General features: G+C 55.0%; 20 protein-coding genes. 8 read left to right on the top strand and 12 right to left on the bottom strand.

The features are described 5' to 3' along the window. Positions 1-144 precede the first annotated feature (144 nt). Complete coding sequence (locus E9531_RS04100; protein ID WP_136572467.1) at positions 145-1,059, top strand: LysR family transcriptional regulator; 915 nt, start codon at positions 145-147, stop codon at positions 1,057-1,059. Between the two features lie 86 nt (positions 1,060-1,145). Then, positions 1,146-2,441, top strand: coding sequence for a YbfB/YjiJ family MFS transporter (locus E9531_RS04095; RefSeq protein WP_136572466.1), 1,296 nt, complete (start codon positions 1,146-1,148; stop codon positions 2,439-2,441). Between the two features lie 38 nt (positions 2,442-2,479). Here the strand turns inward: E9531_RS04095 and E9531_RS17445 are convergent, their stop codons facing one another. Together E9531_RS17445 and E9531_RS04085 are read right to left on the bottom strand one after the other, a co-directional pair. Further along, positions 2,480-2,812 (bottom strand): cytochrome c oxidase subunit II transmembrane domain-containing protein, encoded by a 333-nt coding sequence (locus tag E9531_RS17445; protein WP_158291715.1) that lies wholly within the window; start codon positions 2,810-2,812, stop codon positions 2,480-2,482. A 360-nt stretch (positions 2,813-3,172) separates the two neighbouring features. Beyond that, a complete protein-coding gene (locus E9531_RS04085; RefSeq protein ID WP_136572464.1) occupies positions 3,173-4,066 on the bottom strand; it encodes a class I SAM-dependent methyltransferase in 894 nt (297 codons plus the stop codon). 479 nt (positions 4,067-4,545) lie between these two features. On the opposite strand from E9531_RS04085, the gene E9531_RS04080 reads away from it, so the two are divergent. Next, complete coding sequence (locus E9531_RS04080) at positions 4,546-5,103, top strand: ComF family protein (protein WP_158291714.1); 558 nt, start codon at positions 4,546-4,548, stop codon at positions 5,101-5,103. A gap of 35 nt (positions 5,104-5,138) precedes the next feature. On the opposite strand, the gene E9531_RS04075 is transcribed toward E9531_RS04080, so the two are convergent. From E9531_RS04075 to E9531_RS04065, 4 genes are all read right to left on the bottom strand, one after another. Next, entirely contained in the window at positions 5,139-5,564 is a 426-nt protein-coding gene (locus E9531_RS04075) for a DoxX family protein (RefSeq protein ID WP_244609968.1), read from the bottom strand. Continuing rightward, positions 5,564-5,716: a hypothetical protein gene (locus E9531_RS17750; protein ID WP_244609967.1), complete on the bottom strand. Its 153-nt coding sequence runs from the start codon at positions 5,714-5,716 to the stop codon at positions 5,564-5,566. The genes E9531_RS04075 and E9531_RS17750 overlap by 1 nt, the downstream gene beginning before the upstream one ends. Before the next feature lie 217 nt (positions 5,717-5,933). Further along, positions 5,934-7,079 carry an ABC transporter substrate-binding protein gene (locus tag E9531_RS04070; protein ID WP_170181413.1) on the bottom strand — a complete coding sequence of 382 codons (1,146 nt, stop codon included), beginning with the start codon at positions 7,077-7,079 and terminating at the stop codon, positions 5,934-5,936. A 655-nt stretch (positions 7,080-7,734) separates the two neighbouring features. Next, entirely contained in the window at positions 7,735-8,262 is a 528-nt protein-coding gene (locus E9531_RS04065) for a type II secretion system protein N (RefSeq protein ID WP_158291713.1), read from the bottom strand. 278 nt (positions 8,263-8,540) lie between these two features. On the opposite strand from E9531_RS04065, the gene gspG reads away from it, so the two are divergent. From gspG to gspK, 5 genes are read left to right on the top strand one after another with little or no spacing between them, the layout of a single operon-like run. Beyond that, on the top strand, positions 8,541-9,017 hold the full coding sequence (gene gspG, locus E9531_RS04060) for a type II secretion system major pseudopilin GspG (RefSeq protein WP_136572461.1): 477 nt from the start codon (positions 8,541-8,543) through the stop codon (positions 9,015-9,017). After that, positions 9,018-9,479: a type II secretion system protein gene (locus E9531_RS04055; RefSeq protein WP_136572460.1), complete on the top strand. Its 462-nt coding sequence runs from the start codon at positions 9,018-9,020 to the stop codon at positions 9,477-9,479. Between the two features lie 45 nt (positions 9,480-9,524). Beyond that, complete coding sequence (gspI, locus tag E9531_RS04050) at positions 9,525-9,917, top strand: type II secretion system minor pseudopilin GspI (protein ID WP_136572459.1); 393 nt, start codon at positions 9,525-9,527, stop codon at positions 9,915-9,917. Between the two features lie 8 nt (positions 9,918-9,925). After that, a complete protein-coding gene (locus E9531_RS04045; protein ID WP_136572458.1) occupies positions 9,926-10,708 on the top strand; it encodes a PulJ/GspJ family protein in 783 nt (260 codons plus the stop codon). Then, positions 10,705-11,694, top strand: a complete 990-nt coding sequence (gene gspK / locus E9531_RS04040; RefSeq protein WP_244609966.1) for a type II secretion system minor pseudopilin GspK — start codon at positions 10,705-10,707, stop codon at positions 11,692-11,694. The genes E9531_RS04045 and gspK overlap by 4 nt, the downstream gene beginning before the upstream one ends. 185 nt (positions 11,695-11,879) lie before the next feature. On the opposite strand, the gene E9531_RS04035 is transcribed toward gspK, so the two are convergent. From E9531_RS04035 to E9531_RS04010, 6 genes are all read right to left on the bottom strand, one after another. Then, positions 11,880-13,640 carry a hypothetical protein gene (locus tag E9531_RS04035; RefSeq protein ID WP_136572457.1) on the bottom strand — a complete coding sequence of 587 codons (1,761 nt, stop codon included), beginning with the start codon at positions 13,638-13,640 and terminating at the stop codon, positions 11,880-11,882. A gap of 237 nt (positions 13,641-13,877) precedes the next feature. Further along, a complete protein-coding gene (locus E9531_RS04030; RefSeq protein ID WP_136572456.1) occupies positions 13,878-14,861 on the bottom strand; it encodes a M48 family metallopeptidase in 984 nt (327 codons plus the stop codon). Beyond that, positions 14,861-15,664 (bottom strand): lysophospholipid acyltransferase family protein, encoded by an 804-nt coding sequence (locus E9531_RS04025; RefSeq protein WP_136572528.1) that lies wholly within the window; start codon positions 15,662-15,664, stop codon positions 14,861-14,863. Before E9531_RS04025 ends, E9531_RS04030 begins: the two co-directional genes overlap by 1 nt. A gap of 246 nt (positions 15,665-15,910) precedes the next feature. Further along, positions 15,911-16,810 carry a DMT family transporter gene (locus E9531_RS04020; protein ID WP_136572455.1) on the bottom strand — a complete coding sequence of 300 codons (900 nt, stop codon included), beginning with the start codon at positions 16,808-16,810 and terminating at the stop codon, positions 15,911-15,913. 191 nt (positions 16,811-17,001) lie between these two features. After that, the gene (locus tag E9531_RS04015; RefSeq protein ID WP_136572454.1) at positions 17,002-17,364 is read right to left on the bottom strand and encodes a tRNA-binding protein; all 363 of its coding nucleotides are present in this window, start codon (positions 17,362-17,364) and stop codon (positions 17,002-17,004) included. Positions 17,365-17,543: 179 nt separating this feature from the next. Continuing rightward, positions 17,544-18,515, bottom strand: a complete 972-nt coding sequence (locus E9531_RS04010; protein WP_136572453.1) for a Bug family tripartite tricarboxylate transporter substrate binding protein — start codon at positions 18,513-18,515, stop codon at positions 17,544-17,546. Between the last annotated feature and the right edge of the window lie 429 nt (positions 18,516-18,944).

Raw genomic sequence — 18,944 nt, 5'->3', positions numbered from 1 at the left:
TCATCACAGGCTATGCAGTACAAGGGCATTGAATGCGCGCCACTTAAAATGCATGATCGGCATTTTAAAAAGGCATTTAAGCAGTTTCAAACGCTTTTTTGACATGCTATTGTGCAAAAAACGCACTCCGAAAGATAATCTCCCATGCGTCGAAAAATCCCTAGCACCCACGGCTTGTTGGCCTTTGAAGCCTCGGCCCGACATGAAAGCTTCACCCGTGCAGCCGATGAGCTGGCCCTCACCCAAAGCGCCATTTGCAGGCAAATCGCTTCACTCGAGGACTATCTGGGTGTGGCTTTGTTTCGCCGCACGCGCCGTGGCGTGCAATTGACGGAAGCAGGTCAAAGCTACTACCGCCAAATTACCCCACGCCTGGATGCGCTGGCGCGCGACACGCTGAACCTGATGGCGCAAAAGGGCACAGGAACAGAGCTGGAGCTGGCAGTCGTTCCCACTTTTGCCACCCGCTGGCTGCTGCCACGCTTGCCTGACTTTCAGCGCCAGCACCCCGACGTACTGGTACATATGAATACCCAGACGCGCCCTTTCCTGTTTGACCAAACCGAGTACGACGCGGCCATTTACTTTGGTGATGCAGGTTGGCCCGGCACAGTGGCCCACTTCTTGATGCACGAATACCCTGTCCCGGTGTGCAGTCCGCATCTGGCCAACTTGCCTGCCATCGCCCACGCGGGTGATTTACCGGCCCAAACCATTGCTGAGCTGCCTTTGCTGCAGCAAGCCACACGCCCCTACCACTGGCGCCAATGGTTTGAAAGCCAAGGGCTGCGTGTGGCACACGACATGTCTGGCATGCGCCTGGAGCTGTTTTCCATGCTGGCCCAAGCAGCCATGGACCGCATGGGGGTGGCACTTATACCCCCCTTTTTAATTCAGCAAGAACTGGCCTCTGGCGCGCTCATCACCCCTTGTCTGAAGCCTCTGAGCACAGATCGCGCTTATTGGCTCATCGTGCCTGAGCGCAAAGCCGAACGTCCTGCCTTAGCTGCATTCAGAACATGGCTGGAAGCCACTGTGCAACATGCACAAAAGCCATAAACAGCGCACAATCGACGTTTGCCATCCACAGAGCATAGGCTTTTGAGTTCCAACGCGCCTATTGGTGCGCTCTCGACGCATTCCATATGACAGCTCACCCAAACGCCTCATCAACACCCAGCCCACAAGCCTCACCATCGGCGTTTGTCATTGCCATCACCGGCGCTATCTCTCTGGCCTGCGCCATGGGATTGGGCCGATTTGCCTTCACCCCCATGCTGCCACTGATGGTGCACGATGGCTTGGTAGACCTTCCAGGGGGCAGCTGGCTGGCGACCCTGAACTACATCGGTTACTTGCTAGGCGCACTGGCCTGCATGGCTTTGCCTTTGCTCCTGCGCAATCGCACCCCCATACAACTGCGCCAACTGACCTTACCCCTGATGACTACAGGCCTGTTAGGCACCACTGCACTGCTGTTTTGCATGGCTCTGCCATGGCACGCCCTCTGGGCGCTAGCGCGAACTGCAGCAGGCATCGTCTCAGCGTTTGCATTTGTCTATACCACCGCATGGTGCCTAGAGCAATTGGCCGCTCGCAACGCAAACCAGCTAGGCGGCCTGATCTACACCGGGCCAGGAATTGGTATCGTGGTATCGGGACTCGTGGTCTCCAAAATGGCACTATGGCAAGCCCACGCACAAGTGGTGTGGGCAGTGATGGGCTGCGCTGCGGTGGTTCTGACCACGTTTGTGCTCCATGTCGTGCGCCGTGCCAGCCAGCACGAACGCGCAACCCCTTCAGCGCGCACATCCTCGCATTCCAGCACGGCAGCGCAAACCGTACACGGCGCGCCATGGACTGCAGAACACATACTACTGACCATTGCATACGGGTTAGCCGGTTTTGGTTACATCATCACGGCCACGTATTTGCCCGTCATTGCGCACAGCGTGATGCCGGACTCGAGTCTGATTGCGCTGTTTTGGCCTATTTTTGGCCTGTCGATTGCCGTGGGCGCTGCCAGTACCCGTCTGATTGCGCCGTGGCGCGACAGACGCTCCCTGTTAGTCATCAGTTATCTTTTGCAAGCTTGCGGAGTGGTGCTGCCGCTGTTCTTGGCCAATAGCATGGGGTTTATTCTCGGAAGTATCTTGCTAGGCCTGCCATTCACGGCGCTAACCTTGTTTGCCATGCAAGAAGTGCGTCGACTGCGTCCCTTGCAAGCGGCGCCATTCATTGGCGCGCTCACCACGTTGTATGGCATGGGACAAATTGCGGGGCCACCTTTGGTGGTATGGCTACTAGGGCATGCCCAAACGCAACAGCAAGGGTTTGCCATTGCGCTGAGCGTAGCTGCCGCCAGTCTGATTTTGGGCGCAGTCCTTTTCTGGTTATTGCGCTGGCGTTACCCTACGGTACCTCACCAGCAGGGCCAATAACGGCCATGGCGCAAATTACCCGCAGTGTTGGTCCCCAATCACTCGGGCACAGCATTAGCCGGCGCGATCAAACCACAGTCTGCAGAACCACTCGCGCGGTGCACAAGGGCTTGCGAACGAATGTCTCCACTACTTTCTGCCTGCCACACCGGTTTGAGCATTGGCCAGAGCAAAGCCCCTACAAAAACCAACGGAACCAATGTCCACACGACATCGGCCAAACGGGAGTCGCGCCAGCGTTTAGCCTGCGGACTGCGGCGACGGTGGCGCACGGTGGACAAAAAAATCAAGCTGTAGGCCACCACGAGCAAGATCAAACACAACAGCATCAAAGCCCACTGCATCCAGCCCCAACCCACAGAAACTGTCATGGCATCAGATGCATGGTTTCCAGCGCACAGGACGCCCTCGTGCGATTGCGCCCACACCTGGCTACCGGCCATGAGCAAAGCCAGCAATGACATACGTCCTGGCAATGTGGAGTGTGAGCAATTCATCTGTGAACCAAAAAGGGCGCTAAGAAAATACATGATGGCGGTTTCGCCCATACAAAAGTCACCAACATGCACCAAACTGCGGCGCGGAAAAACCGTGAACGCGCCTTGCATGTTGCACTGCAAGCCACATAGACACCCCTGTAGGAGAAACCCAGTGGCTTTGTGCATGCTTGCGGCAAAGGGGGCTCATTGTAGCCGTTCGCTCCCATCAACAGCGGGCCGTAAGCGGGATGGCTAAGGCACTGGTTTTTGCAGAGCTTGGCGCATATCTTTGAGACTAATGGCTGTTTCTTGCGCCACTTTCATCTTAGGCGGTGCCTTGAAGGCGTGACCATAGATGATTTCAAAATTCAGCTCAATAGCGCCTTCACTGTTGGCCAAGCCTTGTACGGCCTGCAACCACTGTACATGCCACTGACGGCCACGCAATCCGGCAAAACGTGCGGGATGCAGGTTGCGCCCCAGCTCACGCAACTCCTGCTGCGCACGTTCAGCGGTAGCAAATTGCAGGCGGATATGCTCCATATCCATGACCGGCTCGGCAAAGCCTTGTGCCACCAACATATCCCCAAGGTCATGCATGTCGGTGAATTCTTGCGCAGGGGCAGGCCAGCCCATGTTTGCATGCAAACGACGCAATTGCACCAACGTATCAGGACCAAAACAGGAAAACATGACAAAGCCTTGCGCATGCAAGTGTTCAGCCCATTGCCGAATCAACGCAGGCGGATTGACAGCCCAATGCAAGCCCATGTTGGCCCACACCATGTCTACCTCAAACGGCGGCTCTTGAAACTGCACGGCTTTAGCCCCCGCCAACCGGGACCAAACCGAAGTTTGCCAGCGCTGCTTGGCCGCCTGTGCATGGTGTGCCTGTGCATGCACCAACCACGCTTGACTTTTAGGTAACCGTTGCTGCACCAGATCATGGGCTTGCATACCACCGCGCACCGGCTCCCAGTCCATCCAGGTCTGGGGCGGTTTGACAATCCATTGCAGCCGCTCCTGCATACGCCTGCCTACCTCTTCGTGTAACCAGGGGCTTTGCGCAGGCGCCCTGTGGTTCCAACGCGCCAAGGCACGTACATCCAGGGTCGGAGGCGTCAAGGAAGAATCTGAAAGGCTCATCGTGAAATGCGTGCGGCAGTCGCACTAGCAACTGTTTGCAATGGGCCGCCACCGGTTTATGCTTTTAAAAGAAAAATGTGACTAGGCCACCAGGATGTTTGGAGATAGTCCAGAACCCCTATCTGCCAAATTGCATTCCCTGCCACAACAATGCATTCGTCATCCCGATTGTGACCGCATCATCCGTCAGGAGCGAAAGTATAGGCATTACCTAAGAGCTTTGCGTACCATAGGGCCATGCGCTACCTTGCTTTACATCTACAACCATGAACCGCGTGCGGCACACCAACCAGTTCATCCGACTGGCGCGGCAGCTCAGGGGGTGGCGTGTTGGTGACCTGCTGCCTGCGCAGTGCCCTTTCTGCCATGCATGGCCGGTCTGGCACCAGCCCGGCGGAATATGCGCAACGTGCCTGGTGCGTTATGCCCGCCAAACTCCGCGCTGCACGTGCTGTGCATTGGCTTTGCCAGCACCAGAAATGCCCTGCCCTTCCTGCGCGGCATTGCCAAGCCCCTTACAGCGCTGCATCGCAGCAGTAGACTATGCCTACCCTTGGCATCAGGCTGTTGCGGCATTCAAGTTCGCACAACAACCCGCATGGGCCCAAGCGATGAGCCAATTGCTTCTGGCACAACCCGATTGCCACGTATTGGTAGAGCACTGCGACTGGATTGTGCCGGTGCCTCTGTCTGCCCAGCGCCTTCGTGAGCGCGGCTACAACCAGGCTTGGGAACTTTGCCGCGCATTGGCACATCGGTGCGACCAAACCGGAAAATGCTTGCCCTATGCCATCACACGGCACCATGTACCGCAAACACAAGCCAAGCAATCGCGCCAGGAACGCTTACGACGCATGCATCGGATGTTTGCACTGACAAGCGGAAACAGCACCATGTGGGCTGGTCGCCGGGTGCTGCTCGTTGATGATGTGATGACCACCGGAGCAACCTTGTTTGCACTCGCCAAAACCCTGCAGGCGGCAGGCGCGAGCAGGGTCGACGCGCTGGTATTTGCACGTACGCCATTCGAAGGCTGACCCGCGCAAACCTGATGCACAACAGTGACGCAGGCTCAGAAGGTTTTTTTCATCACACGGTCAAGCGAAAAGAAACCTCCGCCGAAAGCAGCAAAAAACAAATTGCCAGCAGCCCAGATACTGGACAGCTCTAATGCCTTGTGCTGCAGCAGCTCAACAAAAAATGCACCACCATCAGCCAACCGTTTTGCGCCAGCAGCGGTTGCCCAGTCTGGATTCGCCTTAAGTGCCTCCACCCCGGCACTGGTCAATAGCGGCGCAGCATCATACGGAAAGTGCAAGTGGAAATAGACCGTTACCAGCAACATAATCGTATTGGCCAATGCGAGTGGGCGGGTAAAAAGACCAAACAAGAGAGAGAACCCTCCAACCACCTGCATCACGGCCAATAAGGGTGAAAAAAGCCAGCCGGGGTGAAAACCGATCATTTCAACAAACCCGACTTGACTCATAGGGCTCATCAGCTTGGGCCAGCCTTCAATGAGCATCCCCCCCCCAGTAGCACACGCAAAACCAGCCAGCCCACTGGCATGGCAAATTTTTCATACACATCCCCCATAAACGGAAGAATGAGGTTGTCACGAGAAACGCTGAAGTCGAATTTACTTTTCATGATTTGAACTCCGAAGAAGTCCCTTGCAGGCAACAAACTTGCACAGAAACCCCATTGCTATGGTTATGCCCGCTGCAGTGAACACATGTGATCACCCTTGGTCGCATTTTCAAAAAAACAGTTGAATGCTTCGACGTGGCCAATGCCCTATAGCCGCTGCAACTAGGCTATTTCGACCACCGCTCACCCGATTGGCCATGAGCGGTGTAATCGGCTATTACAGCCCCGGCCTGAGACCCAGTACCCCAGGGCTTGGCGGGCCTTGTACATCGCCAAAATACAGTGCGAATGTCTGGCGCCAATGCTCCACCAAAGCCCTGTCTTGCATGAACTCTGGAAACGCAGTGACATGGGCATTTGCATACTCCCATATAGGTTTAAGCCCACCTGCAGGCTGAACATCAGTGCGGACAGACCAGCCGTTGTAGTACGTTACCTGCCTTTGCCTGGAAACTTGCCAGGCCATATATAGCTTGGCCGCATTCGCATGTTTGGCTTGTTTAAGAATGGCTGCACGCTGGCCCCAAGCCATGAATGGATGCCCCTCAGCAACCGCCCAGCGAACAGGGGCATCCGTTGCGGTTAATGAGCCAGAGCCCCCGGTTCCAATCAAGGCGTGTTTGGCGGCAATGGCCTCGCGCACCGAATGCGTGCCACGCGCAAACTGCACTTGCTGCTGCGCCAATGCATTGAGCCAATCCCAGCCATAAGTGCGCACACACTGGGTGTATAAAAACAGCGTTGCATCATCATCTTGCGGGTAAGACGACGCAATCTTGCCCTTCCACTTAGGATGCGCCAACTCCTGCGGTGAACGCGGAGCCTCTGCCGCTAACGATGCATCAAACATCAAACTAAAAGCCAATACCCCGATGGCCAGCCATGCTCCATCTTCATCGCGAAACTGGGAATGGATGCCGGGAAAACTGACTGGTTTGAAATCCAGCAAGTGGCCTTGCTTTTTCCAACGGGGAAAATTCTGCAGGGTTTGGAGCTGCACCACGTCGGGCACAGGCCCCTGGGTGTCAATTAAATGGTCAATGCGCACATCATGGATCTTGCTGTAGTCAACGGTGATCTGAATATCCACCCCAGGAAAGCGCTTGGCAAACGCCAATTTTGTCGCATCTTGTTGCTGCGGCGTATCACCACCGGCATACACCACGAGCTTGCCCCCATCTTTGAGGGCCGCTTCATACAGCGCCTGCAACTCTGCTTCCTCGGCATCGGCTGAAACGGATGCCACGGGTTCAGCAGCAAGCAACCGCCCACTGGCGGCCATCGCAACCGGAAGCGTAGCCGCCGCACCCAACAGTTTGCGACGACTCCAGACAGCCTCAAGAGGCGAAAACCGATCTGACATATCTATCCTTAAGTGAAAACGAGTAACGCGATCTGTGCCATACATGCTCTGCATGCGAAATGCAATAGCGTCATAGCCCCAAAAAATACCAACAACCAGCCGTTTGCAATACAACCCAACGCCATTCCCAGCCATAGCCAGCACCAGTAAGGCCCCAACCTGAAGGCAGATAGCGGGGTGCTCCCTACTCATCCTTGAGCGTTGTCGAATAAGGAAACCGCCCTACCAAGCACCACCATGCTGAAGGAATAGCCTGAAGTTTATTGATTTCAATTAGCGCAATAAATACCAAAAAAATGAACAATTTATCTACATAAACAATATCAATTAACACCTTCAAAGGAGCACATTGAACTTGCAATTGCAAGTTCACCCCGTATCTCGAAGACCTCATCCCGCATAACGCACTCGTCAAGAAGCCAAGTCCTTAACAGAAAAACATCCGTAGATGACACAGAGGTGACAGCAAACACGCAGGCAAAAAAAAGGCGCCTAACGCGCCATGATTTCGTACCTCGAAATGCCCCGTATATTTGCGTTCAACGCGGCATGCAGCCATAACGGAGAAAAGCTAATAAAGCATCTCCAACAATGCGGCACAACAGCACTTCATCCATGCGTTTTGCAAACTGCATTAGAGGAGATGTGCACCATGTCAATCGTTAGCGCGGCGCAACTGGGCGCTCTGTGATGGAGGCGACTTGGTTGCGCCACTGCCTGCTTTGGGAGTGAACTCTGGCAACTCAAGCTGCAACGTAGCGACCCCATTGGGCTCTACGCCCAAATGCGCAGTACGGCCTTGCAATGACTGCAAATAAAGGCCATCACTGCCTTGCACAGACTGCCCCACTCTGACAGTTCGCGCCGGCTGGCCGTTGACAGCAATCAAGGCCGCCCCTTGACCGCTGCTGGCACCTGCAACCACACCAACCAGTGCCAGTTGGGTGACCTGCTTTGGCGCTGCCGCTACGGTCGCCGCCGGTGCATCGACTGCGCCAAACAAGCGCTGCAAGCCGTTTGCGTCAGCAACTAAGGCATTGGTAGCCACCGCACCAGCATCTGCGCCATTGGTTGCAACGGGCATAGATAGCGCCCAATAGACCGCAGAGCCGACCGCCAAGGCCCAGGCAGCAGCGGTGAGTAGGCCTTGAAACAAACGGTTTTGGAGCAAAGAAGTGTGCATACCGCGATTATGATTGACAAATCTGGTAGAACTATCGGTTGCGTACTGATTGGGCTGACCAAACCCCATGTGGAACTGTTGGCATGCGCTTTGACACAAGACTGTCACTCAACTACGGTATATCGCCCTATCTGCAACTTAACTCAATCGCGCCCATCATAAAACCTGCTAACGCCCATCCTCCAGTGCGAATGCTGCAACAGGTTTGACAGAGATCACTCGCCACGAGCCGCTGCATTTGGCTTGCTTTTCTTTTTGCCTTCACGACTGAACTTGCCATGTTTCTTGCCCCCTCAACATCCCCACAAACCTCTTCCCGCGCCTCCTTTGAGCAACACGTGCAGCGCGGCTTTACGCTGATTGAAATCATGGTGGTTGTGGTCATCATTGGGGTACTTGCCGCTTTGGTCGCCCCCAGCATTCTGGGCCGCACTGACGAAGCACGACAAACCGCCGCGCGGGCCGATATCAGCACCATCATGACGGCGCTCAAACTGTACCGTACAGACAACATGCGCTACCCCACCAGCGATCAAGGCCTACAAGCTTTAGTTGCACGCCCAACCACTGAACCTGTGCCCACCAAATGGAGTCGCCCATACTTGGACAACGCCAAACTGCCTAAAGACCCTTGGGGTAATCCTTACGTCTACGTTTTCCCTGGCGTATATGGCGAGGTCGACATTCTGTCCTACGGCGCAGATGGAAAGCCTGGTGGCGAAGGCGCCGATGCGGACATTGGCAGCTGGCAATAAATGCAAGGTCACCGTACAGCAGTACCCGCACAGTCGCGCCAGCACCGTGGTTTCACGCTGCTGGAGATCATGGTGGTCGTGGCCATCATTGCAATTGGTTCGGCTGTAGTGGCAATTCAATGGCCCGATAGCCAATTACGCGCCCTAGAACGTGAAGGCACACGATTGGCCGCCATTCTGGAATCTGCTCGTGTGCATTCGCGTGCCAGTGGCAATCCACTGCAGTGGCGTGTGACAGAGCAAGGTTTTGCATTTGAGGGGCCTGACAAATCATGGATTGCTGCCCGCCCAACACGATGGGAGAGCCCAAACATTGTGGCCCTTGTAGAACGCCCCGTCACACTGGGCCCTCAACCCCTGCTGCCTGCACAAGCAGTGGTACTGAGCTGGCGCGGCAACCCACAATTGCGCGTGCGTGTGGCCACTGATGGGCTACACCCCTTTGCCGTCCAAACCCGTTAGCGTGTTTATCTTGTCCGCCTTCAATACATCCCCCGCCAAGCAACCATGCCCCCCTTGTCGCCCCCCACCACACAACCAGCGCCACATCTGCAGCGTGGTTTTACGCTGATTGAGGTACTGGTTGCACTAGCCATTGTGGCCGTAGCACTGGCTGCGGGCTCTCGCGCTGCAGGGGCCTTGATTCACAATGCCGACCGGCGCAGCGACGTCATGCTGGCCCAATGGTGCGCAGAAAATGCGCTCATCCAGGCCCGAATGCTGATGCAATTGCCCCCCATAGGAACAACCCCTGTGTCGTGTGAGCAAGCAGGACGCCACTTTCAAGTGGAGGTCGTGACCAGTGGCACGCCCAACCCTTCGTTACGCCGCGTAGATGCACGGGTGAGCACGGACCAATACTTTGTGTTGTCCCTCTCTACGATGGTGGGACGGTTCTGAGCAGCGATATGGCCTCAATCCCCCTAAACCGCAACGGCACAACGTTGGCACAGCGCCCAACCAATCATGGCTTTACCCTCATTGAAGTCATGGTGGCCATAGCACTGATGGCGGTGATGGCCGCTGTCAGCTGGCGCGGCATTGATGCTTTGGTACGCGCGCAAAGCTACACACAACGCCAAGCCACCGAACAATCCGTGCTGCAAACCAGCATGATGCAATGGCAAAACGACTTGGAGCACATGAGCAATATTCTGGCCCTCACCCCGATGGACTGGGATGGCAAAGTGTTTCGGATCACCCGCGAAAGCACCCGAATTCACCCCACGGATGCGCCAAGTGTCGTGGTAGTCGCTTGGTCAGACCGTTTGGTCAATGACCAGAAATATTGGCTGCGCTGGCAATCGGCCCCCATTGCCAGTCGCGCACAATGGCGCCAAGCTTGGGCCGCTGCACAGCTGTGGTCACAAGGACAAGGCGGCAGCACACAAGGACAGGAAATTGCTCTTCTACCCATCATCCAGTGGCAGCTGTACTACGCGCGAGGCGGCCATTGGAGCAATCCACTCTCAAGCACAGAAAAGCCAGATACGGGACCTCCGTCCTTCAATGATCAAAACGAAAACGATCAGGACAACCAACAGCCCCAAGCATCGCAATACACCGCGCCAAACGCCTTGTTCGCCTTGCCTGATGGCATTCGTCTTCAAATCGATTTGGCTTCTGGCCAGGCGTTCAGTGGCCCGTTAACAAGAGACTGGCTCGTGCCCACCTTCGGAATGACACGATGAACACCCTCGCTGTCCACAACATGCCGCACCAACGCCACCGCCAACGAGGGGCGGCCTTACTGCTGGCCATGCTCGTGGTGGCATTGGTGGCGAGCTTGGCTGCAGCAGCCACTTGGCAGCAATACCACAGCGTGCAAGCAGAGACCGATGAACGCGCACAAGTGCAGGCACGCTGGTTGATAGCCGGCGCACTGGACTGGAGCAAAATCATCTTGCATCTGGATGCACGAGCGGGAAACACCGATCACTTGAATGAACCTTGGTCTGTTCCCTTGGAGGAAGCCAAGCTTGGTACCTTTCTCAATGCAGAAAACAATGTGGCCCAGAACGCCAACACCGACTTAGCCGATGCGTTTTTCTCTGGTGGCATGCAAGACCTTAATGGCCGCCTCAATGTCACCAATCTGGTGAAAAACAATACCGTCGATACCGCCACGCTGGAAATATTTGAACACCTCTTTGCGTCTCTGGGTTTGGCACCCGAACTGGCTAAAGACATGGCGCAAAAATACCTCGAATCCACCCGTAGCGCTTTGGATGCCGACGTCGCCCTTAGCCCAACGTGCACGCAAGAATTGACCTGGCTAGGTTTGAGTACGCAGCAAATTCACTTGCTTGAGCCTTACATCACGGTCTTGCCGCAACGCACCCGCATCAACCTCAATACAGCCAGTGAGCGCGTGTTGGCCGCGGTACTACCTGGCAACGAAACCCAAACCGCTGCAGCCCGCTTGGCCGCCGTGCGTAACCTAACCCCCTTCACAAGCGTGGCAGACGCTAGCGCGTTATTGGAGGGCGATGCCCTCAGCAGCGAGTTGTTCAGCGTAGCCAGCGATTTCTTCTTGGTAAACGGCAAACTTCGCTTAGAAGGCTTGGAGGTGCTAGACCGCTATGTCCTGCGCCGCGATGGGCAGCGCATACGCACCGTACGACGCGAATGCACAGATCCAGGTTGGCGCATGCAGCACATGCAATTGCCCTCATAAGCGCATCTGATACCTCTAGTTACTGAGACTCTGCACTATGCCCGGACAAAGCACTCCAAGCTCAGGCACCCGCGCCGTCTGATATTTGGATCAGACATCTCATGATGGCTTGCAATCGCCCCCCTATCAACGCCATGGGCGCCATCTGGCGCCCATGTTCGTTATGTCTCTGTGCTCTTGTTTGCTCAGCGCTTGCGACGGCGTAATCCTGCAAGCAGAGCACACCCCAACCCCATGCCTAATAGCGCCCACTTGCTATCCACAGGAACGGGAGTGGCTTGCGCAGGCTCCGCCGGTGGAGTTGTCACGCGCACGGTCACAGTCGCAGAGACGCAATTCACATCATTCGCGGACTCACACAGCAAGTAATTCGCACTGTAAACACCTACAGCCAAAGGAGTGGCAATCGAAACAGCTCCGGAGTCCACATCCAAATCAAGGCCAGCAGGCCAATTACCCACTTTAGCCAACGTAGTGTTGCTTGCATTCGCAGTTGCGCCATCAAAGGAGTCGTTAGCACGTACATTCGCAATCGCCTCACCAGTGAATTCCGTAGTGACAGAAGCCGGATCAGCTTGTGCAACCACAGTCATCGCATCAGCTGGCGTCACAGTCACTGTAATCGGCCCAGTTTGGCAGTTACTCGTACTTTGCCCTGCAGTATCGGCTTCGCACAACAAATAGCTCAAGGGATAAATCCCTGCAGGTGTTCCTGCAGCTACTGTCACTGCGCCTGACACTGTGCTCAACGCGATACCAGTGGGCCAGATACTTTGCTGAGACAGCGTGGTCGTGCTGGCCGTTGCAGGCGCCCCATCCAACGTGTCATTGGCTCTCACATTGACAACAGCCGTACCTCCCCCTACTGTCGAAACGGTTCCCGTATCGGGTTGCACCGAAATAAGCTTGATCACTTGCGCCGTCACCGTCACATTCACCTGCGCCACCAAACAACTGGCACTTGGCTGCGTATTGGTGTCACACAAGCTGTACTCCAGGGCTGGGTAAACGCCTTGGGCTACAGAAGCGGCCACTTTGACTTGCCCTGTCGCTGGTTCAAGCGTGATACCAGCAGGCCAACTGCCCTCAGTGGCCAACGTGGCACGTGGTGCAGATGGCGGGCCATTTTCCAAAAAATCATTGGCACGTACATCAGCAATAGCAACACTATCAACACCAGCGCTTACTGTGCCTGCATCATCAGTCACGGCCATTGCAATCTGGGCATTGATGGCGCCGCGATTGTCCATATAGCACCTGTTATCACCATTAATACCTGGTGCATCGGCCAATCCAAAACCAATCCGGGTAGCACCCGCTGGTACTGTAAACGTTTGCCTTAACTCTGTACCATCCGGCAAGCCTGAGCCAGCCTGCGCAAAATCAACCACCGACCCATCCCCCACAAAGAAGGGTTGATGCAGGGACTGAGCAACAACAGCCGCATTCATGTCAGATGCCGTATACACATTCACGGAAACGGGAGATTGCACAGCCCCAGGAAGTACCTCATTGGCATCTAAGAAGACTGCAGCCAACATGCCGTAACGGCCATCAAACTGCAAACCGGGGAAAGTGCCCGAGGGATTCCGAACGACAGTGGTGTGATTGAGAACACCATCAGGCGTTGTCGCTTGAGGTCCAGACATTCCATAACCAATATTGGCAGTATTGCGATTGGCCAGTTGAAAGGCACGAATCCCCACAGGCAAATCAACAATCGGCGGCAATGTCCCATCCCCCAAACCATTTGGTAAAGCCGTGCAATTAATGCTTGGAGGCGTCAAACCTTCAGTACCAGCATAAAAAATATTTGCGGTCGCCGGCACATTCACAACCAATGGTGTCTGCGCCTGTGCCTGCCCTGCAGCAATCGCTAGCAAAGTGCCTAAGACAACTGCCTTAATCTGCAATACCCTTGCAACTTCAACTTGACCGGATGACATATCTTCCCTCCTATGAAACGTAGAAAAGGCAGTGCAAACACCACGGCCTTCGTGACGGAGAGAGCATTCTTAAAAAAAGAATGTCAGAACAAGTTGATATAGCCTCTTAAGAGAGTTAACGATGATTAAATTCAAAATTGCTTGCAGTTTGGATGGAGCAAATAGTCAAAAACCATCGTTTTTTACAATTACAGAACGCACTGTGCGCCATACAAATTCAGAGTCGTCGGCTCACGTCTAGATCCAAGGCTCTAGCCGTACTTGCTTGAGTTTTTGGCGATGCTGTGCATATTCGGGCTGCACATGCTCTACCCATGCCCAGAAACGGTCACTGTGGTTCATTTCGTGCAAATGGGCCAGTTCATGCACTAAGACGTAATCAAACAAGACAGGCTCCATATGCGCTAAACGCCAGTGCAAGCGAACAGCACCGGTGCTGCTGGCACTTCCCCAACGTGTGCTGGCGCTAGTGAGTGACAACCGACTAGGCTGCACCCCCATTAATGGCGCAAAGTAAGCGGTGCGCGCTTGCAGTAACTGCAGCGCTTGCTGGCGCAACCACACCTGCGCAGCAGCTGCAATCGCTGCTGGTTCAGCATGTAAGGGAACCGGCAAATACAGAACATGGCCCACCATCGGCTGCGTGCCGTGCTGTTGGACATTTGCGCAAGAATGCGCCTGATTCTGACAAGGCTCTACCGAACTACTTTCGATGGGCAAGGGCAGCACCGAGATCGCGCCTGCGCCCACCCATCGTTTGCCTTGCTCCATGGGCTCAGGTTCAGGAAGCACCTGCAAACAGGCCTTGCGTCCGGCAAAACCCAGAGCCAAGCGAACCCATTGCCCTTGCCAGGCGAGGTAGGTGCCATCACCCCAATCACGCTGTGCATTACCCAGTGCCTGTTCGGTTGGCTGCAACTGCTGCAGCTTCTGCACTATCCAGCGTGCCCGGGCCTGCAAAGTGGCTTCGATCTCAGTCTGGCTCACCCAACGCGGCGCGCGAACTTGCAAACCTTGCGCGCTGATCTGCATCCCAATCGTGCGGCGCTTGGCTGCAGCCCAGCAATAACCGACGCGTACCACATCCCCATTGAGCTGCAGCTGCACCAATCGATTCGCCTGAGGGTGCATCCAGACACGGTTTGCCTGGTTTAGTTTCACCTGCTCCGAATCATTGAACAGCCCCAGGTTGAGCTGTTCCAAAGCCGCATCATGCGCCATCAATCCTGCGAATCCTGTCGTGGGGCAGCAGCAGTGGTGCCGCTTGGCTGCGATGCAGGGGTCAGTTCATAGGCCTCAGGATCAAGACGATGCATCTCCTGTTCGATCCACTGCTGCACTTCATCCATCAGTTCGTTAGGTGTTTTGCCTTCGGTAGAAATGGGCTTGCCAATCGAGACGTCAATCACCCCAGGAAACTTCACGATAGCTTTTGGTGCCCAGCAACGCGCAGAAGCTACCGCAACAGGCACCACCACGGCGCCTGTATCAATGGCAAGGCGTGAGCCGCTGACTTTGTAATTGCCCACTTCACCACGTGGCACACGGGTGCCTTCGGGGAACATCATCACCCAATTGCCCATATCCGTGAGCTTGCGGCCTTGCTCCAACACTTTGTGGAAGGCTTTGGAGCCCTGCTTGCGGTCGATATGCACCATGTCCATACGACCAATGCCCCAACCAAAAAATGGAATAGAAAGCAGTTCCTTCTTGAACACATAAGAGAGCACCACATGGCGCAAAATCAACGGCATCAAAAAAGTCTCATACGTCGATTGATGCTTGGCCAACACCACGACTTTTTGCTCACGTGTATGCGCAGGCAAGTGCTCCATGCCTTGCACACGGTAGCGGATACCCAGCATCCACTTCGCGCTAGAAACACAAACCGAGAGCCATGCCACACCAATGCGGTACACCGGCTCACCGCGCACAAACAATGCAGCAATCATCAAGGAAGTGGCATAGAACACCATGGTGCTACCCATCACCAACAAGTGCAACCAAGAGCGCACGCCAGCAATCCAATAGGCTAGGCCAGTGGGTTTCTGGCGTGCCTTACGTGAAGGACGGGCAGTGGTGGTGGCAGAGGAGGCGGAGGGCCCCTGCTGTGCAGGGGCTGAAGCGGAAGAATGTTGAGAAGAATCCATTACTGAGCAAGGTTCAAGGCTATCGGGCAAGCCCGCCAATATACGCTTTTCTGCCCCTCCCAGTTGGGTTCATTTCCGCATACGCCAACAGGGCTTGGCTCATGCAGTGCCAGGCCGCATTCAACGCCGTGCAGACAACACTATGCCCAGCACAATCAGGACAAACGCCACAGCGTGGTAGAGCTGCGGCACCTCACCCAACAACCATGCAGAAAACAGCGCCGTCAACAGTGGCGTCAGATTGGTAAAAAAGGCCGCTATGGTGGGGCCTGCGCGCTGCACACCAATACCCCAACAGCGGTAAGCAATCACCGCAGGCCCAACAGCAATGAATAGAAGGCCCAGCACAAGCGGCCACCCCAATTCAAGGTGCTGTGCGCTCACTTGCCATTCAAATGTGGCGGCCAAACCCGACCACACAATGCCAAAAACCACTTGCGCCAATAAAAAAGCTGCCCAGTCATTGCGCAAGGATTCGGGAAAAACGGCGCGCATCAACAACCAGCTGTATACAGCCCAGCACAATGCTGCTGCCAACATGAACAAATCACCTGGCACCAAACGCAGGGCCAGCAGTTGCTGGGCATCTCCGTGCGAGAGCACCACCAGAACACCTGCGATCGAAAACAGGGCAGCCACGATTTGCCGCGCTGCCGGGTACTCGCGAAAAAATACTGCTCCCACCAGCATCATCCAAATGGGCATGCTGGCAGCCACCAAAGTGATGTTCAGTGGCGTAGAGGTTTTCAACGCCAAATACTGAAACGCGTTGTAACAACCGATTCCTACCAGTCCCATTAAGGCCAAAGGTCGCCATGCTTTGCGCAATCCGCTATCAGACCGAAATGCACGCCACCCAAAAGGCAGCAAAATCAATGCAGCCAATAACCACCGCAGCAAATTCAAGGTAATTGGAGGGACCAAGGGCGCCATCATGCGCCCGACTACCGCATTGCCCGCCCACATCAAAGGAGGCACACTCAAAAGCAACACGGTGGATGGAGAAATCTTGGAAGCCATACCACTGCACTTTCTTTTTTGTTCGATGCACGGCGCCGTTTGAGCAACACGAGAACACGCTGGCAGAACCCGCACAGTGGTTGCCTATAAAAATGCCAACACGTTCTCAGCAAACACCGAATGCACTTGTCTCTTTATGCCAAACGCATTGTGCCCTTATCACACGCAGCGCGCATACCTGCATCTGCGCATCACAGCAGCCGCGTGCCCAACGGCACATCCTGATCTGGTACACACAACACCACATGGCCTTGGGCATCATGGAATCCAGTAACCAGACACTCTGACTGAATAGGGCCTATTTGCTTTTTCGGGAAATTCACCACGGCAACCACCAAACGTCCAACCAATGCCTCTGGTTGGTAATGGTGTGTGATCTGCGCGCTGGATTTGCGAACGCCTACTTCAGGGCCGAAGTCCACGTGAAGAATATAGGCAGGCTTTCGCGCCTCTTGAAATACTTCTGCACTCAGCACCTTACCCACGCGCAATTGCACCTTCATGAAGTCATTCCAGCCGATTTCATCAGGCGTTGCTTGCAGCTCTTGTGCCATCTTGAAAACTCCTTATTGCCGCATTGTTGCGGCCACCAGACCTACTGACAATACATAACGCCATGTGTCCAGCAGCTGCCACATAGGCGTCATAGAAAAAGAACAGCCTGCATCCACAAGTGCAGATGCAGGCCTTGCGCCATGCCTGTGCCCTCATGCAGCAGAGGCATCCCCCAACATCAATCGAGTTGAACACCCGAATCTTGGACCACAGATTCCCACGCGGTGTAATCCTTGCTGAGAAAATCTCCAAATGCGCCCACTTCCATAGCAAGAGGTTCAGCCCCTTGTGCCTGAATAGACTTGCGTACTTGCTCATCAGAGAGCAATTGGTTAACGGCCTTGTTCACTGTATTGATCACTTCTTGCGGTGTGCCTGCCGGTGCCATCACCCCATACCAAGTGGACACGTCAAACTGGCGCACCCCTTCAATGCCCAACTCTTGCACGGTGGGCACATCAGGTAGAGATGAACTGCGCGTAGCCGATGTCACTGCCAATGGTCGCAGTTTTCCTGCGTTGATCTGCCCCAATGCAGACGGTACAGACGACACCAGCAGCTGCACATTGCCTGCAATCACATCCAGCATGGCTGGGTTAGAGCCCTTATAGGGCACATGCACCAATTTAATATCTGCAGCTTTCTCGAAAATCGTCGTGGCCAAATGAATAGAGGTGCCATTGCCTGGCGAACCATAGGTCAGCGTGTCAGGTTTTGCCTTGGCTGCTGCAACCACATCGGCGAGCGTTTTGAATGGGGAATCTGCACTGGTGGCAATCAGCACCGGCGAATAAGCCACATGCGCCACCGGCGCCAAATCTTTGACTGGATTCCAGGTCAGGCTCTTGTACAGCCAAGGGCCAATCACCAAATTGTCCTTCTGACCAAACACAAAGTTATAGCCATCTGGGGCAGACTTGACCGCCTCGGTAATACCTAAGGTGCCACCCACGCCTGGGCGGTTGTCTGCCACGATGTTCCAACCATGTGTCTCAGAGAGTTTGGCTGAAACCAGTCGCGCCAAAATATCTGTACCGCCCCCGGGAGGAAAAGGAACAATCATGCGCACGGGTTTGGTTGGCCAGCTTTGTGCGGCAGCCAGAGACACCGTCAAACCCAAGGCAGCGGCGGTGAAAATCTTCTTAAACATGCATTTCTCCAAAACAGTTATGGTTTGAACGGCTTGAGGCGGCCCATAAAGCCGCACTCCTCAGGCGTACACGCCCCGTGCATGGATGTTACCTACAGCCGAATCAAAGTTTCATAGCGAAAACCACCACTTCAGCATAAGCGCTGGTGGTCGCTCAGGTGTGTTGTCCACGTCTGCATGCAGTCACATACCTCCAGGATGACGGAGGGCTGCGCTATGGCCCGGAACCAGGTGTGTTGGGTGAAACGCCCATCCGAACGCGCGGAAAAAGTGCGGCAGCGCAATCCATGGACTCCATGGCGCCACCATGCAAGCAAGCCTATTGCCAAAGGTAAAGCGTGGCTGCTTGCGGGAGCATTGTCTGCTCAAAAACAGGAGGCAATATACGCCATCATGGCAACCTTGCCCCTATTTCTTAGAACGTGTTTA

It is taken from the genome of Lampropedia puyangensis (genome assembly GCF_004833285.1).
Lineage (GTDB): Bacteria > Pseudomonadota > Gammaproteobacteria > Burkholderiales > Burkholderiaceae_C > Lampropedia > Lampropedia puyangensis.
This window is presented reverse-complemented; position numbering and strand designations above follow the sequence as displayed.